Source organism: Miniphocaeibacter massiliensis (assembly GCF_900232905.1).
Lineage (GTDB): Bacteria > Bacillota > Clostridia > Tissierellales > Peptoniphilaceae > Miniphocaeibacter > Miniphocaeibacter massiliensis.
This window is the reverse complement of sequence record NZ_OCTQ01000004.1, coordinates 99,266-119,548: the sequence shown is the minus strand read 5'-3', so window position 1 is coordinate 119,548 and position 20,283 is coordinate 99,266. Positions and strand designations below refer to the sequence as shown.

Genomic DNA, 20,283 nt, shown 5'->3' with positions numbered 1-20,283 from the left:
ATGATAAAAGAGGCTAGAAATAAAGCTGAATTTAATTCCAGTGTGGAAGATGTTTGGGAAATTATAACAAATAGAAATAATATAAGTTGGAGACCAGAAATAGAAAAAGTAGAATTTATAAATGAAGAAGAATTTAAGGAAACAACTATAAATGGATTGGTAACCAAGTATATTATAGAGGAAAAAGAATCTTGCAAAAGCTATAAATTAAAAATGAAAAACAGTAATATAGATGGGATATTTGAAGCAAAGTTTAAAAAAACTGGAGAAAATAGCTGCGTTGTTGAGCTTTATCAAAAAAATGACATTAAAAGTGTAGGTGCAATGATTGCATCATTTATATTCGTAAATTTACAAAAATTACAAAATAGATATATATATGACATAAAAAAGAGATTAGGAGAGATGTAAATATTACAAAAAAGTAACAAATATGCCTTGGAAATTGATTAATTTTATGAAAAAAATTGTAACACTTTTGTAACCTTTTGATTTCAAGGTTTGAAGGGGGTCAATTATTACAAAAATATTACAAAAAAGTTACAAAACTGTAAATTTTAGATGAAAATAGACGAGTTTTTAAATATAAAACATTGAAATATAGCTATTTTATTGACACCTAAAGTTGGTTGGGTTAAACTACAAAAGAGTTAAAAATCAATTAAAGAGGTGTAAGAATGAATTTTAAGAAATTAATGGTTTCTGGTCTTGCAGTAGGAGCAATAACAGCATCATCCATTAATTTGAGTTATGCTGATACTAAAGTGGACTTACCTAAAATAGAAGGTGAAGATTCAACAGTAGCAGTAGATCAAATTGAAAACAACAAAGTAGAATATATAGGATCACAAGAGCAAATTATTTTAAGTCTTGCAGGTGGAATAATCATAGCTGAAAACGAAGGACTAACAATTGTTTCAGATATTCAAGGTTATACAGAAAATCTTATAGGTAGTTTAACTATAGGAGAAGAAACACCAGTAAGGTCAGCTGAAGTAATAGGAACAACAGAAGAGTCAACTGAAGCTACTGAAGAAACAACAGAAGCAAAAGAAGAGCCTACTGAAGCTACTGAAGAAACAACAGAAGCGAAAGAAGAGTCAACTGAAGCTACTGAAGAAACAACAGAAGCAAAAGAAGAGCCTACTGAAGTAAAAGAAAAGAAATCTGAAACTTTAACAAGATGGACTACTGATTCTTTAAATGTTAGACAATCTAGCAAGACAGAAAGTAAATCTTTAGGAGTATTAGCTAAAGGAACAAAAGTAACAGGAACTTTAGAAAATAACTGGTTAAAAATAGAATATAATGGAAAAACAGGTTATGTTTATTCTTCTTATTTATCAGCTAAGGAAGTAGCAAAGGCACCAGCTAAGAAACCAGCACAAGAAGAATCAAAACAAGAGAATAACCAAAACAATGATAAAGATTTTGCTTATTCAAAAGTTTTAACTGTAAAAGCAACAGCTTACAGTATGAATGAACCAGGACTTAGCCATAAAACTGCTTCAGGAATAGACTTAAGAAAAAACCCAAATGTTATAGCTGTTGATAGAAGAGTTATACCTTTAGGAACAAAAGTATATGTTGAAGGTTATGGATATGCTATAGCAGGTGACACAGGTGGAGCTATAAAAGGAAACAAAATAGATGTTCACTTTAATTCAGTGGATAGATGTTACCAATGGGGAGTAAAAAATAACGTAAAAGTTTATATATTAAAATAATAAAAAGATGCTTTTAAAGCATCTTTTTTGTTTTTGTTAAATCAATTTTAATTCTACTAAATTTAAGCAAACAAAAAAGAGACTCTACCATTTTTTAGTAAAATCTCTTTTTATTTGCAATTACACCAACAATCTATTTTAGGTTCCATCATAATATCAAATCCCTTCTAAAAATTTTTGAAAAAACAATTCTTTTAAAAATCTTGGGTTATATTTAATAACATTAGATTTATATTAAAAAATAATTTTAGTGATAATTAATAATATACATTTATTATTTGAATAAAGATAAAGTATAACCTCTTATACTAAACCCGACATCAAATTCTAATATATATTTTTTTAATTTTAGTTGGTATAATTGTAAACTAAAATTATTTTGTATTAAATATATACCCAATAAAAAAGATTTAAACATTTTTATAAATTAATTTACTATTATTTTTAATTTATTATTAGCTAAATAATATTTTGCCCAATTACTTTTACCTATTTGTTCACCATCAGTATGGCAATGAGTAATATCAGAGCATTCTATCTTAAAGTTTTTACCTTTAGAAATATATACACTTTTACTTGTTATATGTTTACCAAAATATGCTCTTAAAATTAGGTAAACTATTTTTAATTTATGTTTACTTGTAATTATACAAAAGTCTAAATAGTTATCATAACCTTTAGCATTAGGACAAAATTTAACGGCTTTTCCCTCATAAGGTGTATTCATAACTACACAAAAAAATCCATTATCAAACTCTGTAACTTTATTGTCTTCATGTACTGTATATTTCAAAGATTTATATTGTATAAGAATTTTTATGGTACTAAAAATATAGATGAGCTTTACTATTGGTGTATTTTTAAATATTTTTCTAAAAATAGAATAATTTACAGTATTTGTAATGGAAGCATCAAAGCCTATACCAGAAGATACAATAAATTTTCTAGTGTAATTTTCGTTTTCGACTATTCCCATATTGTATTCAACAATTTCTTTAGGAGATAATATACTTTCTAAATATTGTTGGTAGGTTTTTTTATCGCCAAAAGATCTTACAAAATCATTTCCAGAACCAATAGGAACTACTCCTAGAGTAATTAAATTAATGTTTTTTAATCCATTGACAACTTCATTCAAAGTGCCATCTCCACCTAATACTATGATAGTAGTTGGATTATTTATATTTTCAGAAAGGCTTGTTGCTATTTTTTCAGCGTCTTTTGAATTTTTGGTAAGGCTATAATTGTAAATGATTTTTTTTTCATCTAAAATAATTTTTAATTTCTCCCAAAGTTTACTTCCAAGTCCTCCTCGAGAGTTTGGGTTTACTATAAAATGATACATCAATATTCCTCTTTCAATAAACTAAACGTCTATATACATTATACCTATAAATTAATATATGTCATTATTGACAAAGGGAAACTACATGTATATAATATGTTAGTAACCTAACAAAAGGGGTGAGAAAATGGAAACTATACATTATGGTAAAAAAGTAAATATATTGTCAAAAAAGGTTAAATGGGGTTTTGATATAGTATCTGAAAAACATGGAGTAACAGGCGTTCAAGCAAGAGTACTTAATTTTATAGTTAGAGAAGGAAATAATAATCAAGTTTTTCAAAAAAAAATAGAAGAAGAGTTTAGGCTTAGAAGATCTACAGTAACAGGTATTGTTCAATTAATGGAAGAAAGAGAATTAATTACAAGAGAAATTTCCAAAGAAGATGCTAGAGCTAAAAAAATCAAATTGACTAAAAAAGGTATCGAATTACAAAAAATAATTAATTTGGAAATAGAAGAATATGAAAGTTTATTGGTTAAGGGGATAGATAGAGATAAATTGAAAATTTTTTCAGAGGTGATAAGTGATATTTATAAAAATATAGATTCGGTATATGGGGAGGGTGATCTATGTTAAAGAACATTTTAAAATCAGTAAGAGAGTATAAGGTAGCTTCTTTTAAAGCCCCTGCATTTGTGGCTATTGAAGTAATATTTGAAGTTTTAATGCCATTTTTAATGGCCTGGTTAATAGATAAAGGTATTAGAAAAAATGATATGGATTATATTACAAAATTAGGTCTAATTTTAGTATTAGCATCAATATTTTCTTTAATAGCAGGCACATTAGCAGGAAGAGCAGCAGCAGATGCATCTGCTGGTTTTGCAAAAAATTTACGATTCGATATATTCAAGAAAATTCAAAGTTTTTCTTTTAAAAATTTAGATGATTTTTCTACAGCTGGTCTAGTAACTAGATTAACAACAGATATTACAAATATTCAAGCGGCATATCAGCTAATTATTAGAACAGCAGTTAGATCACCTTTAATGTTAGTATTTTCATTAATTATGGCAATGAGAATAAATTCAGAAGTTGCAATGATATTTTTTATAATGATACCTTTATTAGCTGTAGCTTTATTAGTAATTATTTTTAAAGTACATCCAATATTTGAAAAAGTATTTAATGAATATGACAATTTAAATAGAGTTGTGCAAGAGAATGTTTCAGGAATAAGAGTTGTAAAATCATTCGCAAGAGAAGAAGAAGAAAATAAAAAGTTTGACAAGATGTCAATGCTAATTTTCAAACTATTTAAAAAAGCTGAAAAAATAATTATATTAAATGGACCGGTAGTTCAGTTTTCTGTATTTACAGCAATTATATTTATTTCTTTCGTAGGAGCAAAACAGATAGTTTCAGAAAATATGTTAACAGGACAGTTAATGAGTTTAATAACATATGCATGGCAAATATTAAATAGTTTGGTTATGTTTTCTTTTGTGCTAGTAAATATAATAATTTCTAGAACATCTATGGAGAGAATATCAGAAGTTTTAAATACTAAGCCTGACTTAAGAAATATAGAAAAACCTGTTGAAGAATTAGAAAATGGGGAAATTATATTTGACAAAGTTTACTTTAGTTATATAAAAGACAAAGAAAAATCTGCGTTAAAAGACATAAATTTAAATATAAAATCGGGAGAAACTGTGGGAATAATAGGAGGAACTGGTTCAGGAAAATCATCTTTGGTACAGCTTATACCAAGACTTTATGATGTAACAGATGGAAGTATAAAAATAGCAGGAAAAGATGTTAGAGATTATGACTTAAAAATACTTAGAGATTCTGTTGCAATGGTATTACAAAAAAATATACTTTTTTCTGGAACTATTAAAGAAAACTTAAGATGGGGAAATAAAGATGCAACAGATGATGAAATAATTCACGCATGTAAATTGGCTCAAGCACATGAATTTATAATGTCATTGCCAGATAAGTACGATACGGTTTTAGACCAAGGAGGAACAAATCTTTCAGGAGGACAAAGGCAAAGAGTTTGTATAGCGAGAGCTCTTTTAAAAAGTCCTAAAATTCTTATACTTGACGATTCTACTTCAGCAGTAGATACAAAAACAGACGCAGCAATTAGAAGAGCATTTAAAGAAGAAATTCCAAATGTAACTAAAATAATAATAGCCCAAAGAATTAACTCAATAGAAGATTCAGATAAAATTATTATAATAGATAAAGGACAAATTGTAGCAGTAGGATCTCCAGAAGAATTAATGAAAACTAGTAAAATATACCAAGAAGTTTATAACTCACAGATGAAAGGAGGATTATTCGATGAACAATAGTAGCTGGTCAGTAGCCAAAAGACTAATTAAGTATATATTAGGAACTTATAAAATTCAGACTATAATAGTGGTAATAACTGTAATTATAAGCTCTCTTTCATACTTAGTAGGTCCATTATTTATAATGTACATTATAGACGACATAGCAACACCGCTTATTGGAAATCAAAATTCAGACCTTTCGCAGCTGTTTAAAACCGTAGTCTTAATGGGGACACTTTACTATACGGGTGTGTTGGCATCTTATGTATCAAATAGGTTAATGGTAAATGTAGGGCAAGGTGTTTTAAAAAGGATTAGAGATGAACTTTTTGAACATATGCAAACATTACCTATAAATTATTTTGACAAACATACACATGGAGATTTAATGTCATTGTATACAAATGATGTAGATACACTTAGACAAATGATAACTCAAAGTTTACCAGATGTTTTCTCATCGTTTGTAACCATAATATCAGCTTTTTCAGCAATGCTTATATTAAATGTACCGTTGTCTATATTAGCAGTAGTAATGGTTGTAATAATGGTGTTTACAGCAAAGAAAATAACTTCTAAAAGTGGGAAATACTTTGTAATGCAACAAAGAGATATAGCACATGTAAATGGATTTATAGAAGAATATATGAATGGTCAAAAAGTAGTAAAAGTATTTAATCACGAAAAAAGTACAATAGAAAATTTTGAAGAATTAAACGATAAACTTTGTCATAGATCTACAAATGCAAATAGATATTCAAATATAATGATGCCTGTAGTAAATAATATCGGGTTTTTACAATATGTACTAACAGCTTTTTTAGGTAGTATTTTAGTAATAACAGGAAAAGGTGCAGTAACAGTAGGAGTAATAGCATCATTCTTGCAATTAACAAGAAGCTTTTCAATGCCTTTTGGTAGAATGTCAAATCAAGCAAACTTTATAATAATGGCTTTAGCAGGAGCTAATAGAATTTTTGCTGTAATGGATGAAACACCTGAAGTAGATGAAGGAAAAGTTACATTAGTTAGAGCTAAGATTAAAAATGGAGAAATAGAAGAAACAAAAGAAAGAACAGGAACATGGGCTTGGAAATTAGAAAAAGAAAATATACAAAGATATGTTGAGTTAAAGGGGGATGTTAGATTTAAGGACGTAGTATTTAGTTACGACGGTAAGAAAACAATACTAAATAATATAAGTCTATTTGCAAAACCAGGACAAAAAATAGCATTTGTAGGCTCAACAGGAGCAGGAAAAACAACGATAACAAATTTAATAAATAGATTTTATGATATTCAAGAAGGAGAAATTCTGTATGATGGAATAAACATAAAAGATATCAAAAAATATGATTTGAGAAGATCTTTAGGAATGGTGTTACAAGATACAAACTTATTTACAGGAACAATAATGGATAATATACGTTATGGTAGGTTAGACGCAACAGATGAAGAAGTAATAATGGCGGCTAAACTTGCAAATGCAGACAGTTTTATAAAATTGTTACCAGAAGGATATGACACATTATTAACCAACAATGGAGAAGAACTTTCTCAAGGACAAAAACAATTACTTTCAATTGCTAGAGCGGCGGTTGCAGACCCTCCAGTATTAATACTAGACGAAGCAACTTCCAGTATAGACACTAGGACAGAAGCTCTAGTTCAAGCTGGAATGGACAGTTTAATGATAGGAAGAACAGTATTTGTAATAGCCCATAGACTATCTACAATAAGAAACTCAAATGCAATAATGGTATTAGACCACGGTAACATAATAGAAAGAGGAGACCACAAAGATTTAATAAAAGAACATGGAACATATTATCAACTATATACAGGGGCTTTAGAGTTAGAATAAAGAGACTAGGAATAGTCTCTTTTTTATTTATCATTATTTGTATAAGGTAGTTATAGTATTTGTAAATATATACAATCAATAATTAAAAAACAAAAGATATTAAACAAAGAATATGGTAAAATTAAATAAATATTGCTACAACATATATAATCATAAAAAATATTATATAAAACAAATGAGAAAAAAGAGTGGCGAATGAAAATAAAAAAGAGAATAAGATATGTAAAATTCTCAAATGGTTAATAGGAATATTATTTACAAGTGGTTTGGTATTTACATTTAATAACTATCAAACTAAGATAGATAAATACAAAAGTGAAATAACAAAAAATGAAACTAAGATAAGTGAATATAAGAAAGAAATAACAAAAATTAAAATTAATGAATATAACGAAGATATAATAGAAAATGAAACTAAAAATAAAAATTTAGAAAATTTATTATCTGGAGATGGGAGAGTTAATGTGTCAGAGAATAGTGGAGTTATACATTATAATTATACAGGAGACCAGAAAAGTAAAGACAGAGATAAGATAGAACAAGGAGTAGAAGACTACATAAATGCTTATTGCAAAGCTAAAGTATCTGGAAAAGTAGAAGATTTGCAAAAAGGTATTGTTGTAGATAGTGAGTTATATAAGTTACAAAAAGATTATATACAAGATAAATTTAAAGATATAGAGTCAATAAATATAATAATGAACATAAAGACATTAGATGATAAAATATCAGAAATAGAAGCTTTTGAAGTATACAATATTACATATGAAAATGGAAACAATATAAATATCGCTCAAACAGCAGATTATACTTTTGAAATAGATGAAACTGATAATAATAAATGGAAAGCAACAAGTATGACAAATCTAAAAACATACTATGAAAAAAAAGAGGTAATAATATAAATCTTTTTAATTATGAGAATTATTAAAAATTTGTAATATTTTTTGAAAAAACTATTGTAAACTACCTAAAAAGATAGTATAATATACTTAAAGTCAAAGTAAGTCAAAGAATACTTTTTAGAATTATGTAAAAGGATTTGGGTATTAATATAATGTTTAAATCTAATTCCGTTTACACAATTTTTTTGTCAGGAGGAAATTATGGAGTATAAAGATTATTATAAAACGCTTGGTGTTGAAAAAACAGCTTCGGCTGATGAGATAAAAAAATCATATAGAAAGTTAGCTAAAAAATATCATCCAGATTTAAATTCAGGGGATGAAAAGGCTGCTGAAAAATTAAAAGAGATAAATGAAGCATATGAAGTGCTTGGAGATAAAGATAAAAGACAAAAGTACGATCAGTTTGGTTCAAACTACGATTTTGCTGGTGGACAAAATTTTGACCCTTCACAGTATGGTTATGATTTCTCTGGATTTGGAGGAAATGGAAGTTCATACACTTATACATCTTCAGGAGATGGGGGAGGATTTTCAGATTTCTTCAATATGTTCTTCGGTGGAGGAGGATTTGGTGGTTCAAGTTCTTCTAGTAGAAGTCAAAGGGATATTTTCTCTGGATTTGGAGGAAGAAGTAAACCTCAAAGACAAAAATATGATACAGAAATTTCAATTAGTTTAAAAGAAGCTTATGAAGGTGCAAAAAAAGTTTTAAATTTAAATGTTAACGGTGAAAGTAAAACTTTAGATGTAAAGATACCTAAGGGGATTTTACCAGGCAAGAAAATTAAAACAAAGGGAGAAAAAATTGGTTTAGATGGTGACATTTATATAAAAATAAATGTTATAGACCAAAAAAATAGACTTGATGGCTTAAATATCATAAAAGAAGTTGATGTTTATCCTTGGACTGCAGCATTGGGAGATAAGACAGTAGTAGATACACTTGAAGGTAAAATTAAAGTAAATATTCCTAAAGGAATTCAAACTGGAAAGAAAATAAGACTTTCAAATAAAGGATTTAGGGATATGAAAGGAAATAAGGGAGATTTATATTTAGAAATTAAAATTAAAAATCCTGAAAAATTAAGTAAGAAACAATTAGAGTTATATGAAGAATTAAAAGCTACTATGTAAGGAGGGCGTAACATATGGACTTAAATAAATTTACACAAAAATCTGTTGAAGCAATACAAGAGGCACAAAATATAGCTATAAAAAATGGTAATCCTGAAGTGAGTGATATTCACTTACATTATACTTTGGTAGCTGATACAGAAGGTGTTATACAAAGAGTTTTAAATAAAATGAATATAGATATTAATGCTTATACAACTGCATTAACTAATGAATTAGACAAATTACCGAGACAGGATAGCGGTTCGAATATTTATCCGTCAACTATTTTTCAAAGAATTTTGTTAAAAGCAGAAGACGAATCTAAATCTATGGGAGATAGCTTTATTTCAGTAGAACATATTTATATGGCATTGTTGGAAGAAAAAAGAATTCCAAGTACAGAAATAATAAAGAGATTTAATATAGGTATAAAAGATTTTAAAAACAATTTAAAAACTATTAGGGGAAATTCTAAAGTAGATTCAGACGACCCAGAAAGTTCTATGGATGCTTTAGAAAAATATGGAAGAGATTTAACAGCTGAAGCTAGAAAAGGAGCTATTGACCCTGTTATAGGTAGAGATGATGAAATAAGAAATAGCATAAGAATACTTTCTAGAAGAACAAAAAACAATCCTGTGCTAATAGGGGAACCTGGTGTAGGTAAAACAGCAATAGTTGAAGGTTTGGCTCAAAGAATTGTAAATAATGACGTACCAGAAACTTTAAGAGATAAGACAATATTTGCTTTAGACTTGGGTTCTTTAATAGCTGGTGCAAAATATAGAGGTCAATTTGAAGAGAGACTAAAAGCAGTTCTAAAAGAAATTACAGACTCAAATGGAGAAATTATTCTATTTATAGATGAAATTCATACTTTAGTGGGAGCTGGTAAAACAGATGGTGCAATGGATGCATCAAATATGTTAAAACCTATGCTTGCTAGGGGAGAAATTCAAACTATAGGTGCAACTACTTTAGATGAATATAGACAGTATATTGAAAAAGATGGAGCACTTGAAAGAAGATTCCAAAAAGTTTTAGTTTCAGAGCCAACTGTTGAAGATACAATTTCTATACTAAGAGGTATAAAAGAAAAATATGAAATTCATCATGGTATTAGAATATCTGATAATGCAGTAATAGCTTGTGCAACTATGTCAGACAGATATATATCAGACAGATTTTTACCAGACAAAGCAATTGATTTAATGGACGAAGCTTCTGCTATGGTTAGAACTGAAATAGATTCTATGCCAGCAGAATTAGATGAACAAAATAGAAGAATACTTCAACTTGAAATTGAAAGGGCAGCTCTTAAAAGAGAAGAAGATGATTTAAGTAAAAAAAGACTTGAGGATTTAGAAAAAGAACTTCAAGATTTAAGAAATGAATATGATGCAAACTACGAAAAATGGAGAAGTCAAAAAGAGAGCATAGACGAAGTTAAAGATTTAAAAGAAGAAATAGACAATGTTAGAATTCAAATGGACGATGCTGAAAGAAAATATGATTTTGAAAAACTTTCACAACTTAAATATGGAAGACTTGTTGAATTAGAAACTAAGCTTGCTGAACTTACAGCTAAAAACAAAGAAGATGAGTCTATGTTAAAAGAAGAAGTTACAGAAGAAGAAATAGCAGAAGTTGTTTCTAAATGGACAGGAATTCCAGTTAATAAATTGGTAGAAACTGAAAGAGATAAAATCTTAAACATGGATGATGTTCTTCACCAAAGAGTTATAGGACAAGATGAAGCTGTTGAAGCTGTAACAGAGGCTATAATAAGATCAAGATCAGGTATAGCGTCATTTAATAAACCAATAGGTTCATTTATATTCTTGGGACCAACTGGTGTAGGTAAAACAGAACTTGCAAAAGCTTTGACAGAAGCAATGTTTGACGATGAAAAGAATTTAGTTAGAATAGATATGTCCGAGTATATGGAAAAACATTCAGTTTCAAGACTTGTAGGTTCTCCTCCAGGATATGTTGGCTATGAAGAAGGTGGACAATTAACAGAAGCTGTTAGAAGAAAACCATATTCAGTAGTATTGTTTGACGAAATTGAAAAAGCACATCCAGATGTATTTAATATACTATTACAAGTATTAGATGATGGAAGACTTACAGATAACCAAGGTAGAACAGTAGATTTTAAAAACACCATAATTATAATGACATCTAACATTGGGTCTTCATATTTAATTGATGGTATAGGAAGTAATGGAGAAATAGAAGAAGAAGCTAGAGAAAATGTTATGAATCAAATGAAAGTAACATTTAGACCAGAGTTTTTAAATAGAATTGACGATATAGTAATGTTTAAACCATTGGCAGAAGACGAAATTTACAAAATAGTAGATCATAATATTTCTGACATTGAAAATAGACTTAAAGACAGACAAATAACAATAACTGTAGATAAAGCAGCTAAAGAATTAATAATGGCAAGAGCATACAATGTTCAATATGGTGCAAGACCAGTAAAAAGATTTTTACAAAAATACGTTGAAACTGAGCTTGGAAGAATGTTGTTAAAAGGTGAAGTTCAAGATAAAGACAATGTAATAATTTCAGTTGAAAATGGAAATTTAAAATTATACGTTAAGTAAACAAAAAATATACAATAGGCTCTAAAATAATAGAGCTTATTGTATATTTTATTAGTTTGTATAAAATATTTAATTATTTGCTTAACTTGTATATTTAAATTAAAATAGATATAGGTGAAACTATGGATTTAGAAAAGGTATTTCAAAAGAATAAAACTAAATTGTTGGGGTTTAAAAATCAATATAGTGTTCTTATACTTTTAACAGAAATAAAAGGAGAACAACATATCATATTTGAAAAAAGAGGTATGAGAATTTCTCAACCAGGAGAAGTTTCTTTACCAGGAGGTATGATTGAACCAGGAGAAAGTCCTTTAAATGCAGCTAGAAGAGAGGCATCTGAAGAACTCCAAATAAGAGAGTCAGACATACATATTATTGGAGAAATAGATTCTATTTATGATTTTAAAGATAGAGTTATAAATATTTTTATAGGAAGAATACAAGAATTTAGAGTAGAAGAATTTTTGAACAATGAAGAAGTGGAATATGTTTTCACATATCCAATAAGTTATTTCATAGAAAATAAGCCTAAAATATATAAAAATGGTTTAAACAATGAAATTAAAGAAAGTTTTCCATTTGAGCTAATTCCAAATGGAAAGAATTATAAACTTAAAAAGATTAAGAGTACAACGTATTTTTATGAGAAAACTAACCCGTTAATATGGGGGTTAACAGCTAAAATTATTTCAAAATTTATAGATATATGTGAAGGTGAAAGTAGTGAACAGAGATAATATTTTAAGTACAATGATGAAAATAGTATATGATAATAAACATATGCGTTGCCTTCTTGAAACGGGGGAAAGAACTAATACAGCAGCAATACAAGACGACTTAACAGCATTTAAACTTATAATAGGGGTAGATAAGTTAGAAGAGATAGAGCTTTTAACAGCACTTCAAGAAGTTTTGGAAAATAATTTAATATTACAAAAACAAGATGGGTTGTCAATGTTAAATTTTCAATTTGAAAATTTAATAAGATATAAAGCTATTTTGGAAGATATAACAAGATTAGATATAACATTTATGGAATATAGAGCTTGTCAAGAATATATTGATGTGGACAGTCTTTGTAAAATTCACATAGACAAGGAAGGAATTTTGGCAGGTAATGCTACTATTACAGATATAAAATATCGTCAATTAAAACCGACAAATAGAGAGTTTACAGCTTGCTGTAATGAATTTTTTATAGCAGCGTTAAAAGTTGCAAAGGGACTTTTTAGAGGACAAATAGTATATGCCATAAATATATACGATGAACTTAGAATAAGGTTACAGGAAATGACATCATATTATATTGGATGTAATTATGATTTTAGGGTAAATATAGGTTCTAATTTTGAATATTTAAAGACTTACTTAGACAATGAACATTATGTAAAATTGTTAGAAACATATCCATCACCAGATAGAGATAGAATGTGGTCAGAGTTGTTTAATGCATGTATGTTGTTTAGAAAAGAAGGTTTATTCGTAGGCGAAATGTTAGATTATGAGTATCCTAAAGAAGCAGATAGAGAAATAGTAAAATATTTAAGAGACATATGGAATATGTACACAAAATAAAACATCTACTTTACAAGTAGATGTTTTTTATTTGCATCATTTTTCTATTAATCAACTATATCTTGACCTTTATAAGCATGTTGATAAATCATTTTTAATATTTCAGGTGTTGTTTGTCTTGGATTAGTTAAAGTACAAGGATCTTCTTGTGCATTTTTACTCATTTCGTCTAATACTTCATTAAATTTCTTATCATCTTCTAAACCAAAACCTTTTGTTTCTTTGAATGAAAGAGGAATATTTAACTCTTCATTTAATGCTTTAATAGCTGAAGGAAAATCTAAAATTCCAAGTTCTTCTTCAATCCAGTTAACCTTATTAGTTGCTTTGCTATTAAATTGAACTACATATGGTAATAATATAGCATTAGCTAAACCGTGAGTTACACCAAACATACCTCCAATTTTGTGAGCTAAAGAATGAATTATACCTAAAGATGCTGAAGTAAATGCCATACCTGCCATTGCAGAAGCATTGTGCATTTTTTCTCTAACGCCTAAATTGTCAGGTTCGTTATAAGCAAGTGGAAGATATTCAAAAACTAATTTTATAGCTTGAATAGCTAAAGCATCAGTATAATCATTTGCTGCTGTAGAAACTATAGCTTCAGTAGCATGAGCTAAAACATCCATTCCAGTATTAGCAGTTATGTGTTTTGGCATTTTTTCTGGTAATATTGGGTCGATAATAGCAACATCAGCAACCATTTCTGGAGAAGCTAAAGGATATTTTATGTGGTTTTTGGTGTCAGTAATAACAGAAAAAGCTGTTATTTCAGAAGCAGTACCAGAAGTTGAAGGAATACAAGCAAGTTTAGCTTTGTTTCTTAACTTAGGAATGCCATTGTTTAATAACTCGTCAAAAGTTACTTCAGGATATTCATACATAACCCACATAACTTTTGCAGCGTCCATAGGAGAACCTCCACCGATAGCAACTATCCAGTCAGGTTCAAATTTTAACATTGCATCTTTACCTTTTAAAACTGTATCAACAGATGGATTTTCTTCTACTCCATCAAAAATTTCTACCTCAAAACCACCATCTTCTAAATATTTTTTGGCTAAGTCTAGAAAACCAAATCTTTGCATAGAACTTCCGCCAGTTACAATTAGTGCTTTTTTACCTTCCAAAGTTGAAAGATGAGAGAAAGAGTCTTTACCAAAAACTATATCTCCAGGAATCTTTAAATTACCCATAATATTTACCTCCTAAATATAATTACAATAAATTGATAATTAATTATTTAACTATCTTTTAATGTTATTATATCATTGGTTGAAAAGTTGTCAAGTGGTTTTTAAATGCCCCGATAGTGCAGTTAATATGTTCAAATAGAATTTAATATCAAAGTTGAATAAAAAATTATTTTATACAGTATAATAAATAGTAGAGGTATATATGGAAACAGTAAAATTATCAGTCCATGGACTAATAGATTTTGTTATGAGAAGTGGAGATATAGACAACACATTCACAAGTATTAACAGAATGAAAGAAGGACAAAAAATTCATCAAAAACTTCAAAAAGAATATGGAAAGTACTACGAAAAAGAAGCTGTACTGAAAAATGAAACAGAGTACAAAGATATAGTATTTTCAGTAGAAGGAAGGGCAGATGGAATTTTTAGAAAAGGAAAAGAAGTTTTAATAGATGAAATAAAATCTACTACTAGAAATTTAGAAGATTTAAAATACAATTCAAATCCATTACATTGGGCTCAAGCTAAATGTTATGGATATTTTTACTGTGTAAAAAATGACTTAAAAGAAATAGACATACAACTTACATATTACCAAGTAGAAACAGACGATATAAAAAGAATTATAGAAAAATTCAAAATAGAAGAATTAGAAAAGTTTTACCTTGCACTACTAGATTTGTACTTAGATTTTAGTATTATGATAATAAAATTTAGAAAAGATAGAGATGAACATATAAAAACTCTACAATTTCCTTTTTTATCATATAGAAAAGGACAAAGAAAAATGACAGTAGGAGTTTATAGAACTATAAAAGAGAAAAAAGTATTATTTGCAGAAGCGCCAACAGGCATTGGTAAGACAATGTCAACTTTATTCCCGTCAATAAAAGCAGTAGGAGAAGGACTAACAGATAAAATATTTTACTTAACAGCTAGAACAACAACAAAAGAGGCTGCAAACAAAGCAGTTTATAAGTTGATGGATAGAGGGCTAAGGTTTAAAGCTGTAACAATAACTGCAAAAGATAAAATTTGCATAAACAACGAAGTTAAATGCAACCCAAAAGATTGTCCATTTGCAAAAGGACATTTTGACAGAGTAAATGATGCAATATTAGACATATACGAAAATGAAGAAATTATGAACATGGAAACTATCGTAGAATATTCAAAAAAACATAAAGTTTGTCCTATGGAGTTTCAACTAGATATGGCAATATATTCAGACCTAGTAATTTGCGATTATAACTATGTATTTGACCCAACAGTTTACTTAAGGAGATTTTTTGAAGGAACAGTTGAAAATTATACATTTTTAGTAGATGAAAGCCATAACTTAGTAGATAGAGGAAGAGATATGTACTCTAGTGAAATATCTATGAAAAGAATACACCAAGTAGTTAATTTACTAGAAGACGAAGATATGAAAACTAAGAATAGACTAAATAAGCTCTATGATATGATAGATGAATTTTATAAAATATCAGACAATGGAAAATATTACCTTTCAAAATACTTAGACGACGAGTTTCTTACAGAAACTATGGTATCTATGAGAATGTTAGAAAAATTTCTAACCAATAAAAAGGAAAAAGAATATTACGAAGATGTACTAGAATTATATTTTGAACTCAATAAATTTCTAAAAATATCAGATTTTTACAGCGATAATTACGTTACACTAGTAATGCAAAAAGATGGCGATATATTATTTAAAATAAATTGTTTAGACACGTCGCCAATATTTAAAAACATACTAAAAAGAGCAGAAAGTTCAGTGTTTTTTTCAGCAACATTATCGCCAATACCATTTTATGCAGACGTACTAGGAGCAGAAGAAGAGCAGTACTATTACTTAAGACTTAAATCCCCCTTTGACCCAAACAACTTAAAAGTAGGAGTTGTACCACTATCTACAAGATATCAACATAGAGAAGAAAACTACGACAAAATAGCAAAAATATTAGAAAATTATACAACTAAAAAAGGTAACTATATGCTATTTTTTCCATCATATAAATTTATGGAAGAAGTTTACAATAGATTTGACAAAGAAGAAAAAAAAGTAGTAAAACAAGAGTCAAACCTAACAGAACTGGGAAGAGAACAATTTTTAAATCAGTTTAAACACAACTCGGAAATAATAGCATTTGTAGTATTAGGAGGAGTTTTTTCAGAAGGAATAGACCTAGTAGGAGATAGACTAATAGGAGCGGCAATAGTATCAGTTGGGCTTCCAGGAATATCGGTAGAAAGAAACTTAATAAAAGACTACTACGATGAAAAAGAAAATACAGGATTTGAATATGCCTACATTTATCCAGGAATGAATAAAGTATCACAAGCAGCAGGAAGAGTAATAAGGGATAAAGATGATAAAGGGACAGTTCTTTTAATAGATGATAGATTTTTGAAAAAACAGTATAGAGAATTACTACCTAAAAGTTGGAATAAAATTAAGGTAGTTGGAGGTTTATATGAAAATAAAAAGAATAAAATTTTATGATGATGAAGTTTTAGGGAATTTAGAATTAGATTTTTGTGATGAAAATGGTAATCCAGTAGATACAGTGTTAATAGCTGGAGAAAATGGGACTGGCAAAAGTACTATATTAAAAAGAATTCATGAGGGACTAACATATAGTGAAAATCAAAATTTTGAAATAAATTTTTTATTAAACAGTGGCATAGAAAAAACTTTGAAATATAAATATGGATTAATAGAAGAATATATTGGACATTCATATGATGCTTTTGGACCATATATTGTGGAGGATGATAAACTTTATAGTAGCATAGAAGATGTAAATAATCATTATTATGAAAAAATTAGAGTAATTTTATCAGGGCATGAAACCTTAAAAGATAATTCTTATATAGAAAATATAAAATATTCAGATGTTGATGAAGAAATTGATAGTATAAAATCAGAAGATTTTTTTGAGAATGAAATAAAACAATTTTTAGTTGATATTCAGGCTATGGATGATACAGATATTGCTAATAAGGTTAAGAGTAGAATAGGAGAAATAATTACAGAAGAACTATTTACTGGTAGAATTACGAGGTTTGAAAAAGCATTTTCATATATGTTTGACAATTTAGTCTATAAAGGAATAAATAAGGAAAATAGAGAGATTTCAGTTTTATTTGAAAAAGATAAACAAATTATTAATCTTGATAATTTGAGTTCAGGAGAGAAGCAAATAATTTATAGAGGAACATTTTTATTAAAGAATAAGAATTCTTTAGAGGGAGCAATAGTATTAATAGATGAACCAGAAATATCAATGCATCCAAATTGGCAAATGAAAATAATGGACTACTATAAAAATATTTTTACCAACAGTGATGGTGTGCAAACATCTCAAATATTTGCAGTTACTCACTCTCCTTTTATAATACATGATGAAAATAGAAAAAATGATAAAGTAATAGTTTTAAAAAGAGATGAAAATGGAAAAATTTATGAAGTCAAAGATCCTAAATTTCCAACAATAGGATCTCCAGCAATAATAAAGAGTGCATTTAATATTCCTTGGATTAATAAAGAGAAAAATTATTTATATTTAGAAGGACAAACAGATAAACAGTATTTTTTAAAAGCTAAGGAAGTATTTGACTTAGAATTAGATTTTGAAATAGAAGATATAGGTTATATAGAAAATAATCAGTCTAGAGAAAATGGAGAGGGACAACTATATAAAACCTTTAAAGAGAGAAGTAAGATAAAAAATGATAATAAGATAGTTGTTCTATTTGATAGTGATGTAATAAAAAATGGGAATACTTCTATAAAAAATAATGTAATAAAATTTAGAATGAAAAAATTCAAGAATGATTTATTTAATAAAGGAATAGAAAATTTATTAAGCATTGATAAAGAAATAGAGAAAGAATTAGAAAAGAATAAGGATAAATACTTTAATTATGAAGAAAAGAAAATTGAAGGACAGAAAAAGACGGAGAAGATACCCAAAGGTATAAATAAACAAACATTTTGTGATTATATATTAAATTTAGACAATAGTAAGCTAGAAAAAATTTTAGAAAATGTAAAGGAAGAGATTAAAACTATTCAAGAAATAATAAAAAATAATCTACAAAGTGAAGAAGAAGTTAAAAATATAACTGGAGAAAGATAAAAGGATATATAATTTTATATATCTTTTTTTATTTTAAACAGTAATAATACCTTTTTAAGGTATAATATTATTGTTCTAAAACATTTAAAGTGAGGGAAATTATGAGGAATTATGAAAGTTTATTACAAGGAAATATTACAAAGTCAATTACTAAAATGGCAATGCCTTTAATGGGAATAGCTTTTATACAAATGGCTTATACATTTGTTGATTTAATATGGCTAGGTAGACTTTCAACAGAAGCAGTTGCAGCTGTAGGTACTTGTGGATTTTTTGTTTGGTTAGCTCAAGCTATAACGTTAATAACTAAGACAGGCATGTCTGTAGAATTATCACAAGCCTATGGAAGAAGAGACGAAGAAGGTATAGAAAAAATTACTATTAGTGGTTTTCAAGTTAATACAGTTTTGTGTATTTCATTAATGACTATATTTTTAGTATTTAAAGACTCCATGTACGGGTTTTACAAACTTGAGCCAGTAGTTGAAAAGTTAGCATTAGATTATCATTTAATAATTTCGTGGGGGCTTGTTTTTACATTTTTAAATCCGTTTTTTGCTGCTATATTTTACTCACAAGGAAACAGCACTACACCATTTAAGGTATCATTAATAGCATTGGTATTTAATATAGCTTTTGATCCTATTTTAATTTTTGGTTTTGGACCAGTACCTAAAATGGGAATGAAAGGTGCAGCAATAGCTACAGTACTTGCACAGGCAATAGCAACAATATTATATGTATATATTGGGATAAGATATTCAGAGTATTACACAAGAATTAACTATATAAAAACTATTACGTTTAAATATATAAAACAGATAGTAAGACTTGGAATACCAGCTTCAATGCAAAGTTTAATTCACGCTCTAATAGGTATAAAATTAAACCAATATATAGCAATTTACGGTTCTGTTGGAATAGCAACATATGCTGTAGGTTCACAAATAGAATCTATTTCATGGATGAGTTCAGAGGGGTTTGCCACTTCGTTTACTGCATTTTTTGGACAAAATTACGGAGCTAAAAACTTCGAAAGATTAAAAGAAGCCAAAAAAGTTTGTATAAAGTTAATTTTAGCAATAGGATTATTTGCATCAGCAGTTATGATAATTGGAAATAAATTTTTATTTAAGATATTTACTCCAAATGACCCAGAAGTTATAGCAGAAGGTAGTAAATACCTTATAATAATGGGAATAACAGCAGCGTTAATGGCACTTGAAATAGGAGTAGCGGGAATGTTAAATGGTCTAGGACTTACCAAATTCCCAGCTATAAACGGTACGATATTAAATGCCGTAAGAATACCAATGGCATATATTTTTATGAAATATTTAGCACTTACAGGGATATGGATAACTATGAGTTTGACAGGTGCACTAAAGGGAATAGTTATGATAGCTATTTTTATTTATATAGAAAAAAGGACAAATGGTTTTAGAAACAATATGAATAAATATCAAAAAAGTACAAGAGCATAAGAGT

15 protein-coding genes are annotated in these 20,283 nt (G+C 28.2%); 13 read left to right on the top strand and 2 right to left on the bottom strand.

Annotated features, from left to right (window positions below; genetic code table 11):
- The gene (locus CS899_RS08410; protein ID WP_100065746.1) at nucleotides 1–411 is read left to right on the top strand and encodes a hypothetical protein; all 411 of its coding nucleotides are present in this window, start codon (nucleotides 1–3) and stop codon (nucleotides 409–411) included.
- A gap of 266 nt (nucleotides 412–677) precedes the next feature.
- The gene (locus CS899_RS11090) at nucleotides 678–1,727 is read left to right on the top strand and encodes a 3D domain-containing protein (RefSeq protein WP_277985538.1); all 1,050 of its coding nucleotides are present in this window, start codon (nucleotides 678–680) and stop codon (nucleotides 1,725–1,727) included.
- Between the two features lie 427 nt (nucleotides 1,728–2,154).
- On the opposite strand, the gene CS899_RS08400 is transcribed toward CS899_RS11090, so the two are convergent.
- Nucleotides 2,155–3,072: a diacylglycerol/lipid kinase family protein gene (locus tag CS899_RS08400; protein ID WP_100065745.1), complete on the bottom strand. Its 918-nt coding sequence runs from the start codon at nucleotides 3,070–3,072 to the stop codon at nucleotides 2,155–2,157.
- A 127-nt stretch (nucleotides 3,073–3,199) separates the two neighbouring features.
- Here CS899_RS08400 and CS899_RS08395 point away from each other — a divergent pair, with 127 nt between their 5' ends.
- From CS899_RS08395 to CS899_RS08360, 8 genes are all read left to right on the top strand, one after another.
- Entirely contained in the window at nucleotides 3,200–3,652 is a 453-nt protein-coding gene (locus CS899_RS08395; protein ID WP_100065744.1) for a MarR family winged helix-turn-helix transcriptional regulator, read from the top strand.
- Entirely contained in the window at nucleotides 3,646–5,382 is a 1,737-nt protein-coding gene (locus CS899_RS08390) for an ABC transporter ATP-binding protein (protein WP_100065743.1), read from the top strand. The genes CS899_RS08395 and CS899_RS08390 overlap by 7 nt, the downstream gene beginning before the upstream one ends.
- Nucleotides 5,372–7,228 (top strand): ABC transporter ATP-binding protein, encoded by a 1,857-nt coding sequence (locus CS899_RS08385; RefSeq protein ID WP_100065742.1) that lies wholly within the window; start codon nucleotides 5,372–5,374, stop codon nucleotides 7,226–7,228. Before CS899_RS08390 ends, CS899_RS08385 begins: the two co-directional genes overlap by 11 nt.
- 188 nt (nucleotides 7,229–7,416) lie before the next feature.
- Nucleotides 7,417–8,133, top strand: a complete 717-nt coding sequence (locus CS899_RS08380; RefSeq protein ID WP_100065741.1) for a TcaA NTF2-like domain-containing protein — start codon at nucleotides 7,417–7,419, stop codon at nucleotides 8,131–8,133.
- Between the two features lie 201 nt (nucleotides 8,134–8,334).
- Complete coding sequence (locus CS899_RS08375; protein ID WP_100065740.1) at nucleotides 8,335–9,270, top strand: DnaJ C-terminal domain-containing protein; 936 nt, start codon at nucleotides 8,335–8,337, stop codon at nucleotides 9,268–9,270.
- 14 nt (nucleotides 9,271–9,284) lie between these two features.
- Complete coding sequence (gene clpB, locus CS899_RS08370) at nucleotides 9,285–11,867, top strand: ATP-dependent chaperone ClpB (protein WP_100065739.1); 2,583 nt, start codon at nucleotides 9,285–9,287, stop codon at nucleotides 11,865–11,867.
- 122 nt (nucleotides 11,868–11,989) lie between these two features.
- Nucleotides 11,990–12,607, top strand: coding sequence for an NUDIX hydrolase (locus CS899_RS08365; RefSeq protein ID WP_100065738.1), 618 nt, complete (start codon nucleotides 11,990–11,992; stop codon nucleotides 12,605–12,607).
- Nucleotides 12,594–13,445 (top strand): aminoglycoside 6-adenylyltransferase, encoded by an 852-nt coding sequence (locus CS899_RS08360; protein ID WP_100065737.1) that lies wholly within the window; start codon nucleotides 12,594–12,596, stop codon nucleotides 13,443–13,445. The genes CS899_RS08365 and CS899_RS08360 overlap by 14 nt, the downstream gene beginning before the upstream one ends.
- A 47-nt stretch (nucleotides 13,446–13,492) precedes the next feature.
- On the opposite strand, the gene CS899_RS08355 is transcribed toward CS899_RS08360, so the two are convergent.
- Nucleotides 13,493–14,644 carry an iron-containing alcohol dehydrogenase gene (locus tag CS899_RS08355; RefSeq protein WP_100065736.1) on the bottom strand — a complete coding sequence of 384 codons (1,152 nt, stop codon included), beginning with the start codon at nucleotides 14,642–14,644 and terminating at the stop codon, nucleotides 13,493–13,495.
- Nucleotides 14,645–14,846: 202 nt separating this feature from the next.
- Between CS899_RS08355 and CS899_RS08350 the strand changes: the two genes are divergently transcribed.
- The 3 genes from CS899_RS08350 (at nucleotide 14,847) to CS899_RS08340 (ending at nucleotide 20,279) form a co-directional block, all read left to right on the top strand.
- Nucleotides 14,847–17,156 (top strand): ATP-dependent DNA helicase, encoded by a 2,310-nt coding sequence (locus CS899_RS08350; RefSeq protein ID WP_100065735.1) that lies wholly within the window; start codon nucleotides 14,847–14,849, stop codon nucleotides 17,154–17,156.
- Nucleotides 17,128–18,795 carry an AAA family ATPase gene (locus CS899_RS08345; RefSeq protein ID WP_100065734.1) on the top strand — a complete coding sequence of 556 codons (1,668 nt, stop codon included), beginning with the start codon at nucleotides 17,128–17,130 and terminating at the stop codon, nucleotides 18,793–18,795. The genes CS899_RS08350 and CS899_RS08345 overlap by 29 nt, the downstream gene beginning before the upstream one ends.
- A gap of 101 nt (nucleotides 18,796–18,896) precedes the next feature.
- The gene (locus CS899_RS08340) at nucleotides 18,897–20,279 is read left to right on the top strand and encodes an MATE family efflux transporter (protein ID WP_100065733.1); all 1,383 of its coding nucleotides are present in this window, start codon (nucleotides 18,897–18,899) and stop codon (nucleotides 20,277–20,279) included.
- The last annotated feature ends 4 nt before the right edge of the window (nucleotides 20,280–20,283 follow it).

Bases quoted from the DNA above. Each gene is read 5' to 3' on its own strand.
- CS899_RS08410 (WP_100065746.1), top strand. From the start codon at position 1: ATGATAAAAGAGGCTAGAAATAAAGCTGAATTTAATTCCAGTGTGGAA.
- CS899_RS11090 (WP_277985538.1), top strand. From the start codon at position 678: ATGAATTTTAAGAAATTAATGGTTTCTGGTCTTGCAGTAGGAGCAATA.
- CS899_RS08400 (WP_100065745.1), bottom strand. From the start codon at position 3,072: ATGTATCATTTTATAGTAAACCCAAACTCTCGAGGAGGACTTGGAAGT.
- CS899_RS08395 (WP_100065744.1), top strand. From the start codon at position 3,200: ATGGAAACTATACATTATGGTAAAAAAGTAAATATATTGTCAAAAAAG.
- CS899_RS08390 (WP_100065743.1), top strand. From the start codon at position 3,646: ATGTTAAAGAACATTTTAAAATCAGTAAGAGAGTATAAGGTAGCTTCT.
- CS899_RS08385 (WP_100065742.1), top strand. From the start codon at position 5,372: ATGAACAATAGTAGCTGGTCAGTAGCCAAAAGACTAATTAAGTATATA.
- CS899_RS08375 (WP_100065740.1), top strand. From the start codon at position 8,335: ATGGAGTATAAAGATTATTATAAAACGCTTGGTGTTGAAAAAACAGCT.
- clpB (WP_100065739.1), top strand. From the start codon at position 9,285: ATGGACTTAAATAAATTTACACAAAAATCTGTTGAAGCAATACAAGAG.
- CS899_RS08365 (WP_100065738.1), top strand. From the start codon at position 11,990: ATGGATTTAGAAAAGGTATTTCAAAAGAATAAAACTAAATTGTTGGGG.
- CS899_RS08355 (WP_100065736.1), bottom strand. From the start codon at position 14,644: ATGGGTAATTTAAAGATTCCTGGAGATATAGTTTTTGGTAAAGACTCT.
- CS899_RS08350 (WP_100065735.1), top strand. From the start codon at position 14,847: ATGGAAACAGTAAAATTATCAGTCCATGGACTAATAGATTTTGTTATG.
- CS899_RS08345 (WP_100065734.1), top strand. From the start codon at position 17,128: ATGAAAATAAAAAGAATAAAATTTTATGATGATGAAGTTTTAGGGAAT.
- CS899_RS08340 (WP_100065733.1), top strand. From the start codon at position 18,897: ATGAGGAATTATGAAAGTTTATTACAAGGAAATATTACAAAGTCAATT.